16 protein-coding genes are annotated in these 14798 nt (G+C 44.2%); 6 read left to right on the top strand and 10 right to left on the bottom strand.

The window, feature by feature from the left end:
* Positions 1-11: 11 nt before the first annotated feature.
* On the top strand, positions 12-152 hold the full coding sequence (locus OH456_RS09970; RefSeq protein ID WP_270033383.1) for a hypothetical protein: 141 nt from the start codon (positions 12-14) through the stop codon (positions 150-152).
* 51 nt (positions 153-203) lie between these two features.
* Here OH456_RS09970 and OH456_RS09965 read toward each other — a convergent pair whose 3' ends face one another.
* The 3 genes from OH456_RS09965 to nagE all read right to left on the bottom strand — a co-directional run bounded on the left by OH456_RS09965 (position 204) and on the right by nagE (position 4224).
* A complete protein-coding gene (locus OH456_RS09965) occupies positions 204-1064 on the bottom strand; it encodes a helix-turn-helix transcriptional regulator (RefSeq protein WP_270033382.1) in 861 nt (286 codons plus the stop codon).
* Between the two features lie 167 nt (positions 1065-1231).
* Complete coding sequence (gene yiaY / locus OH456_RS09960) at positions 1232-2380, bottom strand: L-threonine dehydrogenase (RefSeq protein ID WP_107306556.1); 1149 nt, start codon at positions 2378-2380, stop codon at positions 1232-1234.
* Between the two features lie 371 nt (positions 2381-2751).
* On the bottom strand, positions 2752-4224 hold the full coding sequence (nagE, locus tag OH456_RS09955; protein ID WP_006070906.1) for an N-acetylglucosamine-specific PTS transporter subunit IIBC: 1473 nt from the start codon (positions 4222-4224) through the stop codon (positions 2752-2754).
* 167 nt (positions 4225-4391) lie between these two features.
* Between nagE and OH456_RS09950 the strand changes: the two genes are divergently transcribed.
* Positions 4392-5270 carry a LysR substrate-binding domain-containing protein gene (locus OH456_RS09950; protein WP_096441940.1) on the top strand — a complete coding sequence of 293 codons (879 nt, stop codon included), beginning with the start codon at positions 4392-4394 and terminating at the stop codon, positions 5268-5270.
* Between the two features lie 22 nt (positions 5271-5292).
* Here OH456_RS09950 and OH456_RS09945 read toward each other — a convergent pair whose 3' ends face one another.
* From OH456_RS09945 to OH456_RS09930, 4 genes are all read right to left on the bottom strand, one after another.
* Positions 5293-6606, bottom strand: a complete 1314-nt coding sequence (locus OH456_RS09945) for a BamA/TamA family outer membrane protein (RefSeq protein ID WP_006070910.1) — start codon at positions 6604-6606, stop codon at positions 5293-5295.
* Between the two features lie 201 nt (positions 6607-6807).
* On the bottom strand, positions 6808-7728 hold the full coding sequence (locus OH456_RS09940) for a M14 family metallopeptidase (RefSeq protein WP_038222200.1): 921 nt from the start codon (positions 7726-7728) through the stop codon (positions 6808-6810).
* A 137-nt stretch (positions 7729-7865) separates the two neighbouring features.
* Positions 7866-8294, bottom strand: a complete 429-nt coding sequence (locus OH456_RS09935; protein WP_038227218.1) for an acyl-CoA thioesterase — start codon at positions 8292-8294, stop codon at positions 7866-7868.
* Positions 8295-8390: 96 nt separating this feature from the next.
* Positions 8391-8699: a DUF1289 domain-containing protein gene (locus tag OH456_RS09930; RefSeq protein ID WP_270033530.1), complete on the bottom strand. Its 309-nt coding sequence runs from the start codon at positions 8697-8699 to the stop codon at positions 8391-8393.
* A gap of 96 nt (positions 8700-8795) precedes the next feature.
* Between OH456_RS09930 and OH456_RS09925 the strand changes: the two genes are divergently transcribed.
* Positions 8796-9074 carry a hypothetical protein gene (locus OH456_RS09925; RefSeq protein ID WP_006070915.1) on the top strand — a complete coding sequence of 93 codons (279 nt, stop codon included), beginning with the start codon at positions 8796-8798 and terminating at the stop codon, positions 9072-9074.
* A 69-nt stretch (positions 9075-9143) separates the two neighbouring features.
* On the opposite strand, the gene pyrC is transcribed toward OH456_RS09925, so the two are convergent.
* Positions 9144-10169, bottom strand: coding sequence for a dihydroorotase (pyrC, locus tag OH456_RS09920; RefSeq protein ID WP_006070917.1), 1026 nt, complete (start codon positions 10167-10169; stop codon positions 9144-9146).
* A gap of 134 nt (positions 10170-10303) precedes the next feature.
* Between pyrC and OH456_RS09915 the strand changes: the two genes are divergently transcribed.
* Positions 10304-12187: an MOSC N-terminal beta barrel domain-containing protein gene (locus tag OH456_RS09915; RefSeq protein ID WP_443088629.1), complete on the top strand. Its 1884-nt coding sequence runs from the start codon at positions 10304-10306 to the stop codon at positions 12185-12187.
* Between the two features lie 62 nt (positions 12188-12249).
* Here OH456_RS09915 and OH456_RS09910 read toward each other — a convergent pair whose 3' ends face one another.
* Positions 12250-12495, bottom strand: a complete 246-nt coding sequence (locus OH456_RS09910; RefSeq protein WP_006070919.1) for a YdcH family protein — start codon at positions 12493-12495, stop codon at positions 12250-12252.
* 218 nt (positions 12496-12713) lie between these two features.
* On the bottom strand, positions 12714-13544 hold the full coding sequence (nadE, locus tag OH456_RS09905; RefSeq protein ID WP_270033380.1) for an ammonia-dependent NAD(+) synthetase: 831 nt from the start codon (positions 13542-13544) through the stop codon (positions 12714-12716).
* Positions 13545-13662: 118 nt separating this feature from the next.
* Here nadE and OH456_RS09900 point away from each other — a divergent pair, with 118 nt between their 5' ends.
* Complete coding sequence (locus OH456_RS09900) at positions 13663-14175, top strand: nicotinate-nicotinamide nucleotide adenylyltransferase (RefSeq protein ID WP_038222203.1); 513 nt, start codon at positions 13663-13665, stop codon at positions 14173-14175.
* Between the two features lie 30 nt (positions 14176-14205).
* Positions 14206-14700, top strand: a complete 495-nt coding sequence (locus OH456_RS09895; RefSeq protein ID WP_006070923.1) for a hypothetical protein — start codon at positions 14206-14208, stop codon at positions 14698-14700.
* Positions 14701-14798 lie beyond the last annotated feature (98 nt).

The following is a 14798-nucleotide window of genomic DNA, read 5'->3' as shown; positions in this document are numbered from 1 at the left end:
GAGGTAAACCTGTGGAAGACACACTAGACATTGTTGCCATGTGTGTCATGGATGATCGCAGTTTTATTTTGGCGTTTCTAATTGGTGCGGCCTTTATGATGTTTTGGTTTGAACTTCGTCGCTGGAGTTCAGACAAGAGTAACGCTGAATAGTGTTCTAGCGACGATTAGAACAGGAGGTGCCTTTTAATTAAGGCACCATTTTTAATGACTGCCATGAATTAGCGAACGTTGGTATTGCTTTGGAGTTAGGCCGTAAGCATTCTTAAACAGTCTTATATAGTGAGAAATATTGTCATATCCGGCTTCATAGGCAGCATCAGTAACACTCAATTTGTTGAGACTTTGTTTTGAGGACTGCAGTCTAAGCTGAGTGAGGTATTGCTTAGGGCTTAGCTGTGTTGCTGCTTTAAACTTTTGTGAAAAACTCGACTGAGACAATCCCACTTCTTCTGCTACCTGAGCTAACGTCATCTTTAGTCCCATCGGTGAATTCATAATCCTAATCGCTTTACTGATTGGATGAGAGCGATGGTTCGAGATAATACTTTGGCAAGTATTATTGCGCAGCAACTCAAACACCAATTCTTGTCCGGTCAGGTCGATCAGAAAGTCCATGCAGGCTTCATGTTCTCGAAGGATCTCTTGCATTCGAGTGTGTAGTTTGTCGATTCTTTTGTCGATGGAATTGACTGCGAAACTTTGTGATTCTAATGCTGTTGGTGAATCGACTTCTAGAGTATCAGCAACACGTTGACTGACGCCTTCAATCATTTGTTCATCGAATTCATACACCAGTGCTTTGGTGTACTCAGGCATCTTCATGTAGATGTTCGAATTAGGTGGTAACAGAACAAATTGGTCACGGTTGTATTGGAAGCTCTGCGACTGATTGACACTCACCGATTTGGTGCCTTTTAAAATGGTACACAGGCGAGGAGCATCGTAAGAGCGGTACTCATCGTGAAAGTCTTTTGGAAGATCGTAATAGAGTAAGTTTAAGCTACCGGTAGATAGTGCGTACTCACGTTCTGCCACTCGACTAAAGCTGTTTAGTTTATGCATAAATAATGCGTCTTTCTGTTTTCATCGCCTGAAAGCTAATAGTAGGGAGATGGCAAGAAGGTAACATTGATCTGAGTTAGGAAAGGCGGGAGCTTTTTAAACGCAAAAATGCAGGCAATCGGTTGGCCTGCATTTTTGTGATGTTGCACGTTAAACGTGTCGAATAATTACAGCGCTGAATCTAAGATGGCTACGATTTCTTCGTGGCTTGCTTGTTTAGGGTTGGTGAAACCACAAGCGTCTTTTAGCGCGTTCTCTGCAAGTACATCGAAGTCGTCGCGTTTTACACCAAGCTGTTCAAGACCAGCCGGAATGTTCACATCTTTAGATAGCTGACGAATAGCATCAAGACCTGCATTCGCGGCTTGCTCATCAGTCATGCCATTAGTATCAACACCCATGGCGCGCGCGACGTCAGCTAAGCGTGCAGGTACTACCTTAGCGTTATATTGCTGAACGTGTGGTAGCAAGATTGCGTTACATACACCATGAGGAAGATCGTAGAAGCCACCAAGTTGGTGAGCGATAGCGTGAACATAGCCCAGTGAAGCATTGTTAAACGCCATACCTGCCATAAACTGCGCATAAGCCATGTTGTCACGTGCAGTTAGATTGTCACCGTTTTGCACCGCCTCACGAAGGTTTGCTTGCACCATTTCGATAGCTTTGATCGCAACGGCATCCGTGACTGGTGTAGCTGCGATAGACACATAAGCTTCAATCGCGTGCGTAAGTGCGTCCATCCCAGTTGCCGCTGTAAGAGACGCAGGCTTAGCCAGCATCAACTCAGGGTCGTTTACAGAGATAATTGGCGTCACATTCTTGTCTACAATTGCCATTTTGATGTGGCGAGCCTCATCTGTGATGATGCAGAAACGTGTCATTTCAGAAGCAGTGCCTGCCGTTGTATTGATTGAGATCAGCGGTAACTGAGGCTTCGCTGATACATCAACACCTTCGTAGTCTTTGATTTCTCCGCCGTTAGTCGCAAGCAATGCGATACCTTTTGCGCAATCATGAGGGGAGCCGCCACCGAATGAAATCACACAATCACACTGATTGCCTTTTAGTAGCGCTAAGCCATCGTTCACGTTCTCGATAGTTGGGTTTGGTTTAGTCTCGTCAAACACAACCGCTGCTACGTTTGCACTATCAAGCAAACTAGTGAGTTTACTTACTGCGCCCAGCTCGTTTAAAACCTTGTCGGTAACGATAAGAGCTTTAGTAAAGCCATGTGATTTGATAGCGTTTACCGCTTCTTCAAGACAGCCGACACCCATTAGGTTTAATGATGGAATATAGAAAGCGTTAGACATGCTCTACCTCGTTCAATGTTTAATAATATTTTTGACCGCACATCTCAAGAAACAGTGGCATTACCGCGGGGGCAGTAATGCACTCGTACTACCACTTTAGAGGTGCTTTTTATCGTTGATTGAAGAGTAACAGTAGGTTTGAATAGCAAACTAGCGCAGATTTTATAGAAATAGTCGAAATTTGATTAGCCTGAATGTTATGAGAATATTCATATTATAAATTAGTAGGTTAGCGGATTAAAAAGAAGTGCAAAGTCGGTGACTAAGCGACTCTGCACTTCGAGGGGGAGGCGGTAAGGTGATACCGCCGATTTTTCTCTGTTGAAGGTGATTCAACAAATTGAGAAAGGGTTTACATCACGAGTCCGTTATCATTGCGCTAAAGCGACTTTCATCTGTTCGGCGACTTTGTCGACCTTTCCTAGTCCTATGATGACTTGAATACCGTTCTTACCAACTGGAACAACGCCTGCGGCACCAAGTTGTTTGAGTTTTTCTTTGTCTACAATGCCAGAGTCTTTTACTGATAGGCGTAGGCGAGTAATACAATTGTCTACTTCAGTAATATTGTCACTACCACCTAGGGCTTCAATATACTGGTGAGTTAAGCCTTCGATACCTTGATCACCGTCTACCGCTGTTTCTTGCTCTGGAGCCATGTCTTCACCACGACCTGGCGTTTTTAAGTTGAATTTCAAAATAGCGAAACGGAACACGCAGTAGTAAATGGCGAAGAAAACTAAGCCCTGCACAATAAGCATATACCACTGAACAGCAAGCGGGTTTTGACTAGACAGGACTAGGTCGACAAAACCGGCGGAGAAACCAAATCCTGCGATCCACTGCATACTTGCAGCAATATATAGTGAAATACCAGTCAGTACGGCGTGAAGTAAGTACAGACCTGGAGCTAGGAACATAAAGCTAAACTCTAGTGGCTCAGTAATTCCTGTAAAGAAAGAGGCCATCGCAGCAGCAAGCATGATAGAGAACACGGCTGATTTGTTCTTTTTATCTGCACAGTGGTAAATCGCCAATGCTGCACCAGGAAGACCAAACATCATGATTGGGAAGAAGCCCGCTTGATACATGCCAGTCACACCAACCGTAGCCGTTCCGTTAGCAATAGACTGAGCACCGCCTAAGAAATTAGGAATGTCATTAATGCCAACGACATCAAACCAGAAAACAGGGTACAGGGCGTGGTGCATGCCAACGGTCAACATTAATCGGTTAAAGAAGCCAAATAGACCTGCTCCTAATGCACCCATAGATTGAAGTTTAACGCCGAACACGATAAGAGCGTCATACACTACAGGCCAGACATATAGAAGCACGAAGGCTAACAGCATACCCGCAATAGAAGTCAGAATAGGGACTAGGCGCTTTCCACTGAAGAATGCCAGCGCTTTAGGTAGCGTTACACCTGAGTAGCGATTGTAGATTTCAGCAGAGACTATACCGACAATAATACCAACAAATTGGTTGGAGATTTTGCCAAAGGCTGCCGGAACTTCGTCAGCACTAATACCTTTAAGTTGTTGCACGGTTTCTGGAGAAAGAAGAGTTGTCAGTACTAAGAAGCAGATAAAACCAGACAATGCAGCAGAGCCATTCTTGTCCTTGCTTAAACCAAATGCAACACCAACGGCAAACAACACTGCCATGTTATCGATGATTGCACCGCCGGACTTAATTAAAAACGCAGCAAGGGTACTGTCTGCTCCCCAACCTGTTGGATCCAACCAATATCCAACCCCCATTAAAATCGCAGCGGCAGGCAGGGTGGCCACTGGAACCATTAACGCCTTACCTACTTTTTGCATATAGCCGAGTATGTTCATTCAAACCTCTTTGTGTTTATTATCCACGGAACTTGCGCCCTGTACTTGCTTGCAACGACAGGGTGTTTATTCGTTTTCTAGTTGCTATTTGAAACTTATTTATCGATGCGAACAAACTAATTTTCGGGTACTATGGATTAAAATTTTTAATAAGTAGAGGCCGTGTTATGGCGAATGAACAAACCTTATTGAGGAATCTGCATACCTTCCATGTCGCAGCAAAAGTACTGAGTTTTACCCTTGCAGCGAAGGAATTGCACTTGACTCAGGGTGCGGTGAGCCATCGAATTAAGGTGCTTGAGAAGTCGCTTGGTTTTAATCTATTCACCCGAGGAACAAGGAAGCTGGGGCTTACAGAGGAGGGCGAACGGTTTCATCAAACGCTTTCAAAATCGTTGTACTCCATTTTTGGTGAGATCGAAGAAATTAAATCGACGGATATGAGTGGGGAGATCACGATAGCCAGTTCGCCAAATTTTGCCTCGTCTTGGTTAGTACCAAGACTCAAAGATTTTAATCAGCGCTACCCCAACTTTAATGTAAATATTCTTGTCCACGAAGAGCAACAGAACTTCGAGAACGACCAAGTTGATATCGCGTTTTACTATGGCGATGACAAACCAAAGGACTGCTTCGTTAAACCTCTCTTTGGTGAGCGCTATATTCCTATTTGTTCGCCTGAATACGCTCAACGACTTAAGCTCTTTGAACGTGGCCTAGATGGACTGAAAGAGGTCAATCTTATACATGCATTAGGGTCAAATGTCTGGGAGCGCTGGATTAAATATCACGACTATGATCTCAATATCTTTAGACACTTTTATTGTGTTGGGCATCGAGGGTTAGATCTGACCGGAGCCCTGAACTCACTTGGCTTAGCGATGGGGAGGTATTATTTTGTTAAAGACTATATTGAGAGAGGCGAGTTGGTTTGCCCTTACCCTTCAATGAGCACTAGCCAAACTTATGATTTGGTATGTCTAAATGGTCATGAAGAAAGACCAAAAATCCGGACATTTATTCATTGGATCGATAGCCAACTATAGTGTTGGCTATCGGAACGAAAATTTAGAATGGATGATCAACCATAATCCAGAAGTTAGTGCTTTCTGGAGACTTAGCTAAATCGGCACGAACGACCAATCCGGCCATCAATGCACGAACTGATGCGCCGCCATCGTACTTGAGATCGGTAAGAAGTTCGTTCGCCGTGTAGGCAGAACCTACGCGACCTACCTCAACAAAGCCTACAAGTTGGATCCAGTCTACTCTCAAGAAATTCAACCAAGAGATATCTTTAATAGGGTTATAGGCCAACGTATAACGATATTCTGCAGAGCCATAAATCACGGCTTTGTCGTGGAATCGGTTATTGTCGTAGCCACGCATACGAGTAAAGCCACCTAAAGTTGCCCCCTCATTATAAGGTGCATTTCCGTTTATAGACTGAGTGCCATTAGGGTTATCCGTTACTTCCCAAGTAGGTGAATAACCGGTCCAGAAGTTCATCGCGATAATTCGTTGTGATGCCCAATCCGACTTGCCGAGCGAAAAGTATTTGCTCATATCAAGTTCGTTGAACGACCACTGCTTTTTAGACTCAAACCAGCCCCAATCGTGAGAAGTTGCGATGTATTGTCGGCTACCGTAGGAAGGGTTGGGGGCAAAGTCGGTATTATCGTAGAGTATGCCAAACTCCATCGCATGAATCGCGCCGTCGACGTCCCCTTGTTGAAACTCAAAAGATTGGTATCGATTAAATTGGCGAGCTACAAAGATAGTTGAGCCGCTGGTCAACGGATTCCACTCTTTACCTCCGGAAGGCTCTGAGACTAACAAACCGTTGCGGATCTGATAGTCAACGAGTCCTTTGTCTCTGGTTACACCAATAGGAAGTACATACTCCATCTTGATATCAAACCAGTTAGATGCGCCATCCGCTTCCAAATAATCTAGATTAGATGAGCCATTGCTACCGGGACGAGGTGGGGTGTAATAGGCATTACCTGAAGTATAAGCACGTTGTTTTGGGTAATACCCAAACATGCCGTATGCACTCAAGAACACGCGTTCGGTTCCTGGAATCATGTAGTTCCAAACACCTCCAGCTAGTGCATAACTGGTTTCACCTCCAAAGACAGTGCCACCTATGGTCATCTGGTCTTGGTAGATACCTTTTATCATGCCGCCAACACCGACATTAAGCCCCATGGTCTCTGTACTAAATAGGTAAGGCAGTACCATGGATTCTCTAATTCTGTCTGGCGTTTCCTGTCGGTCAATACGCGACTTGACGTTAGTTGGTGTCGCTCCTTGCGCCACCACTGCAGTGAGTGAGCACGATATAGCAGCGATGACACTTATAATACGGCGATATGTCATACGAGTTAGACTTCCTTGTGAGATTTTTCATTCTTATTATGGTGTAACGATAAATAGCCTAACGTTATTTTAGGAGATAGAAAACACTAAGTGGTTATTTTGGCGGCTTTTTAACAATGGTTTTGTAAATTTAGTGGTTATACGTGCAAATATAGAAAACCCAAGCCGTGGCTTGGGTTATAGAGTCGCGAGTGAAGATTACTACATACGCGCCTTTAAATATTCCAAAGCCCCAACCACAGACGCTACTTGAGCATCGTTACACTCTTGTGAGGTGACTTTTGGACTGTCTGGATAAACTTCAGTTGTGGTTGAGTACTCACAATCCGTCATGCCGGTGCAAAGGCTGAGCTTTTTCAGTGGGTAATTGATGACGCCATTCTGAACGACTTTAGAACCGATAATATTGCCATTTTGGTCTGGCGGGGCAATATGAGTCACTTTTTCTACATGTTGGATAATCGTCGCTTGAAATTCATCTGCGGGATTCTCGGTATTGCCGACAAGATAGAAACCGTCAGGAACATTGTCCTCGATGTAGTCGAGACCATCGCGTGCCGCTAGTGCTGGTCGAAACTCGCTTTCATCTGTATCCGTTGTTTCATGTAAATCGATATGTGCCCAAACAGTGGTATCTAACGATGCAACCATCGCCATGAGGTTCGCAGACTCTTCTGCTGGTGAATCTGTATAGAAAGAGCGATTAGGGTCGACAGCATTCGGGTTCCAACGATTGATCGTTTCATAACCCCAAGGACTGACACATGGTGCGATAACGATGTTGAACAGAGACTCGTAGTGAGAGGCGTTTTCTCTGGCGAACTGAAGCGCACCGTGGACGCCAGAAGTCTCATAACCATGAACACCACCAGTAACAAGAACCGTTGGCTTCTGTGAATCCCAAGATTTGGTTTTTAATACGAAGAGTGGGAATCGATCAACATCATATGAAAGCGCACCATATTGCTCAATATTGAAGGTATCTTTTAACGCTGCGATCTTTGGGAGTACATCTTCGCTGTACAGACGCTTAACAGTAGTCGATTCGCGCCATTGGATAACGTTTTCCTCAGTCCACTTCTGTCCTGGGGTACCGATAGGGTAGTGAAACTGGTTTTTCATGGTTTCCATTCTCGATATTGTTTGTGCTGCAAGAATAGCTTTGCAAGGTTTAACGTGCAACGAGCATGGTGTGAAGATTGTGACAAATCATTTTCGGACCACTGAGCTAGCGGTTCAAACGGCTCGTTTGATCGCGTTTAATCGCGGTTTGCTTGTTCAATCGCTGACATGAGTTTGTCAGAAATCAGGGCTTTTTGATTGGTGGTGAAATCAAACATGACGATCGTGGCTGTCCCCGTCGTGGTGACTTTGCCAAGCTTCTTGCTGACCACTTGATATTCCATCTTAAAGCGGTCTTCTTGTACCTCAGTAATTCGAGAGCCGACAAGTAATGTATCGGGGTAGGTGACAGGCAGTTTATAGCGGCAATAGGTTTCCCCAAGTACTGGGCCTATATTCGTGACTGCCATGTCTTCCATTAGATTAATGTGACTGAAGTAGTCGAGTCGCGCGGTTTCAAAGTATCGAAAATACACTGCGTTATTGACGTGATTAAGTGCATCCATTTCGCCCCAAGCGACAGGGATCTCTGTAACGACAGAGTAGTCCTTAAGTAACGATTCCATATTGTTATCCCTTATTAAGTTTGTGCATTTACTCTATTTTGGAATTAACAATAATGCAACATCAACGGTGCGAAGTTGAGTACCCCGTTTGGGGGTTTATTCAATAGGTAGGGTTGAGAGGCATTTTCGGCACAAACACAGATCGGATTTTTCGATAGAAGACGTATCGCGCTTGTCCAGTTCAAAACACCAACAGGTATCGTGGCCCGCAGAGATGTCACAATAGGCGGCTTCTCCACATTTGGGGCAAACGTGTGTAGTTGCAGAACCTGCTAACTGCTCCATTTTGTCATCGCGTTCTTCTTCTTTCATTAAACGCCATGCAGACAATTCGTCCATGGTACGAAAGCAACCAGAACAAATGCCACCTTCGTTTTTACAGGCGGCTTTACAGGGAGTGGCGATAGCAATAGTTTTAGTCATAGATTTAAATCAATAGGTTGCACAGTTTGTTCTAGAGCGTTAGAATTAAATGGTAATAATTATCATTTGCAAAAATAAATGACGACACTCTTTTTAATTATTGGCGTGATGTTTATTCTCGCCTTAGCTCGCAAGCTTGCATTCTCCAACATAGCGCTCGCTTTGTTAAGTGGATATTTAGTGTTGTGGCTCTATTTGGATAACTCCACCCTAACGGCAATCTGTTTGCTGCTGTTTGCACTGTCGCCAATTTTGGTGCGAGTAAAAAGCCGCAATATTAGTTTTATCTTGTTCATTCAAGCTTTAATTTTGCCAGTTGCGATTCATTTTGGGATGACGTCGCTGCCGATTCAGTAACGTTCCCTAATCAATAAAAAAGGCTCCCATTGAGAATGGGAGCCTTGACGATAAGTACATCAGTAAAAATTACTTCACTTGCCAGTTGACCGTTTCTCCGCCACGGATAGGTACAACAATGTCATTACCGAATGGCATGGTTTCTGGCACGTTCCATTCAGATTTCTCTAGCGTGATAGTATCTGTGTTACGTGGTAGTCCATAGAAGTCTGGGCCGTTGTGGCTTGCGAATGCCTCTAAATTCTCTAGCTTGCCTTCTTGCTCGAATACTTCTGCGTATAACTCTACTGCTGCGTGAGCAGTGTATGAGCCAGCACAGCCACAAGCGGCTTCTTTTTTGCCTTTAGCGTGTGGTGCAGAGTCAGTACCTATGAAGAACTTCTTACTTCCGCTAGTTGCCGCTTCTACTAATGCTTGTTGATGCGTACCGCGTTTTAGAATTGGTAGGCAGTAGAAGTGTGGCTTGATACCGCCAACGAGCATATGGTTGCGGTTATACATCAAGTGGTGTGCGGTAATTGTTGCTGCTACGTTGTCGTTGGCATTTTTAACAAACTGAGCTGCATCGGCTGTCGTAATATGCTCAAGAACAATCTTAAGGTTAGGGAAGTCGTTAACGATTGGAGCCAGTACCGTATCGAGGAACTCTTTTTCACGGTCGAAGATGTCAACGTCGTGAGTAGTCACTTCACCGTGAACCAAAAGTAGCATTCCAACTTCTTCCATTGTCTCTAATACAGAGTAGATGTTCTTTGCTGAAGTCACGCCAGAATCTGAGTTCGTTGTTGCACCTGCTGGGTACAGTTTTGCCGCTACCACACCTGCCGATTTGGCTTTACGAATTTCTTCTTGAGAGGTGTTGTCGGTTAGGTACAGCGCCATAAGAGGCTCAAACTGCTCAGATGGTTTTTCGGCCATGATGCGCGCTTTATACGCAAGTGCCATTTCAGTGTCAGTGACAGGTGGGATAGTGTTAGGCATGATCAATGCGCGGCCGTTGTAGCGACTGATGTCACGAACGGTATCTTTTAGTACTTCGCCATCGCGAAGGTGAACGTGCCAGTCGTCAGGACGAGTAATAGTCAATGTAGTCATTTGGGCTCCCACCAAGTTAGATTCTTCTTGAAACGGAGCCTAAACGGCCGCGAAAAATGTGAATGCAATCGCTTACGTTTAGGCGACAGGATGATAGAGGAAAACGACTTAGATTTCACTATGTTTCTGGGACAATGTGCAAAAAGGCGTTAACATTGTGCTCTGCAAATGGACATAACAACAAAAAGGGCTCAGTCGTGGCAAAATCTACTCTGCTTTCCCAAATCAATATCTATCCAGTTAAGTCAGTTGGAGGTATTTCTCTTTCCTCTTCATGGGTTGAAAAACAAGGGCTTTGTTTTGACCGTCGTTTTATGGTGGCATTGGCCGATGGTTCAATGGTGACCGCACGCAAATACCCTAACATGGTAAAAGTGTCATCCAGCCTTCTACCGACAGGTATTATCTTCACTTACCCTGGACTGCCTCCTTTAAAGCTGCAATACAGTACATTTAAAATGCAGGATACGACCGCTACAGTATGGGCAGACAGTTTTTCTGCTTACACGACAACAGATGAAGCGGATGATTGGTTCAGTGAAGTATTGAATCAAAGGGTTGAGCTACTTTTCACTGGCGAGCAATCAAACCGGGTAAGAGAAAAACTGGGTCATAATGTGAGCTTTGCAGACGGCTATCCTTTACTTATCATTAGCTCCGGTTCACTAGCGGAATTGAATAAGCGAAGCAGTGAAGTACATAGTATGGAGCAATTCAGAACCAACTTAGTGGTTGACTCGGACGAGCCATTTATCGAGGACTCATGGAAGAGAATTAAGATCGGTGATGTAGAGTTTGAAGCTGTAAAGCCATGTGAGCGTTGCATTCTGACAACAGTTGATGTCGAAAAAGCGGAATTCAGAGCCAGCAAAGAACCGCTAACGACCTTCTCACGCTTCCGTGCCAATGAACGCGGTGGCGTGTTCTTTGGTCAAAACCTTGTGGCAAAGAATGAGGGTATGATTCGCACTGGTGATGCTATCGAAGTACTGGAATACAAAGACAAAGAGTACTACGAGGATCTGGATGCGAATAAACAAGAATTTGTTTGTGTCGAGCGAGAGCATGTCGCGAGGAATTTTGAAACTTTTTGGTTAGAACCTCAGAAAGGTGCAATGCCAAGCTACAAAGCAGGCCAGCATTTACCGATAGAACTCAATATGGATGGTAAAGCGGTCAAGCGCTTGTATACCTTATCATCAAGTCCAAGTCGTCCTGGACGCTTAGCGATATCGGTGAAACGAGTTGATGGTGGAGAAGTATCGAATTGGCTGTTTGATCATTTTCAAGTAGGTGACACCTTGATTGCCGATAAGCCTAACGGTTCATTCCATATTGCCAACTCTGAACATGAGCCGCTGTTATTATTATCTGCAGGAAGTGGTGTAACTCCGATGATGTCGATGTTGCGCGACCTTACCGACCAAAACGATATACGAGATGTGGTGTTCTACCATCAATGTTCGACTTACGCTGATATCCCATTTGCGAATGAGTTGAAAAACCTAGAGAAGCAAAATAACAATCTCACGGTGATATTGGCACTGACGCAACCATCAGAGGATTGGCAGGGATTAAAAGGACGTTTTAGTTTGTCCCATCTAAAACAAATTGCCGACCTTACTGAGAGACAAGTCTTCGTTTGTGGACCTGACGGCTTTATGCAAAAAGCAAAGAACTTGATGTTGAAGAAAGGACTACCTGAAGATCACTACCACCAAGAGGCTTTTGGGGTCGCTACTGCAACGGAACAAGTGGTTAAAACCGTACAAATTAGTTTAGATGGTACGGTGTTTGAGGGGGACAATCAGCAAACGATTCTAGAGCAAGCAGAAAAAGCCGGTCTTGCAGTTGCTCATAGTTGCCGTGCGGGGTTTTGTGGCGCGTGTAAGGTTACGGTAGAGTCGGGCCTAGTTCATCAACCTGACGTACCGGCGATTCAAGACAGTGAAATTGCAGAAGGAAAGGTTTTAGCTTGTTGCGCGGTACCACAGACAGATGTGGATATTGTCAGTTAAATAGAGAATTGCGAGGCTGTTTGGTGCCAGTGTCCAACTGGCACCGACTTTCTATTTATTGCCTACTTTGAAGCACTCACTATACGTTGATGCAACGAATCTTTTAGTACCGCTCTATTGTGTTTCAGTTGATGCATTTCGGTATCTTCGATGGGAGAACCGTTCAGTTCTAACACACGAATTTCTTTATCCAGCGCGTTGTAGTTTTTCGTGTCAGCTGCAAAGCCTTCATCGCTTGCCGCAAGGGCATGAATAACGTCTTGATGCTCTGGAAATTCCTTCAGAAGAGAGTGATCTTCGCCTAACATAGCAACCCCTTTTATTGGTGAACAATAGTTTTCGCTTGGGCATTCGCACAAGTGACTCTGGGCGCCAACGGCACTTGTGATCACTAGTGCTGTTATAACAATGGCACATCTTTAAGCTGATTAAAAGTTGAGCGATGGCAAGATCTGATTTCAGAGAGGTAAATCACAGGGTTAAAAAAAGCCAGCAAATAATTGCTGGCTCTATGAAGGAAATCAACTTAGTCGTAGATCGTTGGGATTGGCTCGCGTTTATGTTGTGTTGCTTTATAAATGGCAACGAGGCGATCACTGACTTCTTGAGATACAGGCTTACCTTCGAGGAAATCGTCAATCTGATCATAAGTCAGGTTGAGCGCATCTTCGTCCGCTTTTTGTGGTGCGAGTTCTTCCAGATCTGCAGTCGGTGTTTTCTTAACGAGTTGCTCTGGCGCGCCAAGGGTATCTGCTACTTCACGAACTTGGCGTTTGCTCAGGCCAAATAACGGGGCAAGGTCACAAGCACCGTCTCCAAATTTGGTGTAGAAACCAGTAATGTTTTCTGCCGAGTGGTCCGTACCTAGCACTAACCCTCCCACGTATCCCGCGATTTCATACTGAGCAACCATGCGAGCACGAGCTTTTACGTTACCTTTTACAAAGTCGACCTTTGCGCTGTCTTCTGGTAGTAGACCTGTGCCTTCTAGAGCTATATGTGAAGCGGCGTGCAAACCGTCAACGCCCACTTTAATGTTCACAGAAACAGAATGAGTTGGTTCAATGAAAGACAAGGCTAGTTGTGCTTCGTCTTCATCTTTTTGTTCACCATAAGGTAGGCGAACAGCGATAAACTGATAGTCGCTAGAATTACTTTCTTCATTCAGTTCATTCACTGCAAGTTGAGCAAGGCGACCACAAGTTGTTGAGTCAACACCACCACTGATACCCAGGACGATAGATTTGCAGCCAGATTGCTGAAGTTTTGACTTGATAAAAGCAACGCGGCGTTCAATCTCAAAGCGTGGGTCAATAGACGGAAGCACGCGCATTTCGTCTCGAATTAGTTGTTCCATGTGGGATCCCTTTTCCTGCAAGCAAAAAATATTTTCTCGTATGATACCTACGAAAATCGCTGAAAAAAAGTTACAGTTAGGGTCAATCTATGCAGAGAGACGATTTATTGAGATACATATGACAAAAATAGCGATATTTGGTAGCGCTTTTAATCCTCCTAGCTTTGGGCATAAGAGTGTTATTCAATCTCTGAATCATTTTGACAAAGTACTATTAGTTCCTAGTATCTCTCATGCATGGGGAAAAAGTATGCTCGATTACAGCATACGTTGCCAGTTAGTGGACATGTTTATCTCTGACATTGGACAAGCCAATGTTGAACGTTCCAACATTGAAGAGTCTCTTTACGAACCAGGAACCTCTGTGACAACTTTTGCTGTATTGGAGGCGTTAGAAAAAAGATACCCAGAAGCTGAACTAACTTTTGTTGTTGGTCCCGACAATTTCTTCAGCTTTAGCAAGTTTTATAAAGCGCAAGATATTGTTGAGCGGTGGTCCATTCTCGCTTGCCCTGAAAAAGTGAAGATCCGCTCGACGACGATACGATATAGTTTGTCACAAGGTTTGAATGTAGATCACTTAACGACGCTTAGCGTCGCTCAACATTTGGTCGCACATAAGCTATATTGATAAAGATTATAACAAGGACGAAAAATAAAAATGAAAGCAAGGTGGAGTTGTATTGCTTTAGTAGTAGTGGTGAATAGTCCTCTCGCATTCGCATTTTGTGAGAGCAATACGAACAAATCTGTTGTTTTAAAAGCGACGGAGGAAGAGTCGTTTTGCTCGCTTATTTCTAAACCCTTCAACTATATTGGCAACCAAGTTATTACGCTTGGTGGTTTAATAGAAGACGAACCTCCTATCAACTCTCTACAAGATTCTTATTGGGATCAATGGCTTCTTACGCAAGAATCCGAACCTGTGCTAACAGGTAACATAGAAAATAGTTTTGTTGGTATTGGTTTATGGGTACCTGAGGAAATCGCTCGTCATAAAGACGAAATGTCGATGCAAGAATGGCTGATGGCACAAGGGCTTCATTTCGGCGTTGGCTTTGGTGAAAAAGGTAAAGAACCACGTTTACGCTTGGACTACCGTTGGCATCAAGACTACCAAGGCGATATGATGATGCAGGTGGAAGTGCCGTTTTAGTATCTAAGAAGGTAACTCTCTTCATTACTATCCAATCTCTTTAAAGCAGATTACTTCAGTAATCTGCTTCCTACATAAGTACTAATTCTCTCTAAAAA

The organism is Vibrio sp. La 4.2.2 (assembly GCF_027586995.1).
GTDB classification, from domain to species: Bacteria; Pseudomonadota; Gammaproteobacteria; order Enterobacterales; family Vibrionaceae; genus Vibrio; species Vibrio mediterranei.
The sequence above is the reverse complement of the archived record's forward strand: the minus strand, read 5'-3'. Positions and strand labels throughout refer to the sequence as shown.

Coding starts and splice junctions, on each gene's coding strand:
- pyrC (WP_006070917.1), bottom strand. CDS start 10,169: ATGACTACATTGACTATTACTCGTCCTGACGACTGGCACGTTCACCTT.
- OH456_RS09900 (WP_038222203.1), top strand. CDS start 13,663: ATGACAAAAATAGCGATATTTGGTAGCGCTTTTAATCCTCCTAGCTTT.
- OH456_RS09915 (WP_443088629.1), top strand. CDS start 10,304: ATGTGCAAAAAGGCGTTAACATTGTGCTCTGCAAATGGACATAACAAC.
- OH456_RS09910 (WP_006070919.1), bottom strand. CDS start 12,495: ATGTTAGGCGAAGATCACTCTCTTCTGAAGGAATTTCCAGAGCATCAA.
- OH456_RS09925 (WP_006070915.1), top strand. CDS start 8,796: ATGACGACACTCTTTTTAATTATTGGCGTGATGTTTATTCTCGCCTTA.
- OH456_RS09950 (WP_096441940.1), top strand. CDS start 4,392: ATGGCGAATGAACAAACCTTATTGAGGAATCTGCATACCTTCCATGTC.
- OH456_RS09940 (WP_038222200.1), bottom strand. CDS start 7,728: ATGAAAAACCAGTTTCACTACCCTATCGGTACCCCAGGACAGAAGTGG.
- OH456_RS09895 (WP_006070923.1), top strand. CDS start 14,206: ATGAAAGCAAGGTGGAGTTGTATTGCTTTAGTAGTAGTGGTGAATAGT.
- nagE (WP_006070906.1), bottom strand. CDS start 4,224: ATGAACATACTCGGCTATATGCAAAAAGTAGGTAAGGCGTTAATGGTT.
- OH456_RS09965 (WP_270033382.1), bottom strand. CDS start 1,064: ATGCATAAACTAAACAGCTTTAGTCGAGTGGCAGAACGTGAGTACGCA.
- yiaY (WP_107306556.1), bottom strand. CDS start 2,380: ATGTCTAACGCTTTCTATATTCCATCATTAAACCTAATGGGTGTCGGC.
- nadE (WP_270033380.1), bottom strand. CDS start 13,544: ATGGAACAACTAATTCGAGACGAAATGCGCGTGCTTCCGTCTATTGAC.
- OH456_RS09945 (WP_006070910.1), bottom strand. CDS start 6,606: ATGACATATCGCCGTATTATAAGTGTCATCGCTGCTATATCGTGCTCA.
- OH456_RS09935 (WP_038227218.1), bottom strand. CDS start 8,294: ATGGAATCGTTACTTAAGGACTACTCTGTCGTTACAGAGATCCCTGTC.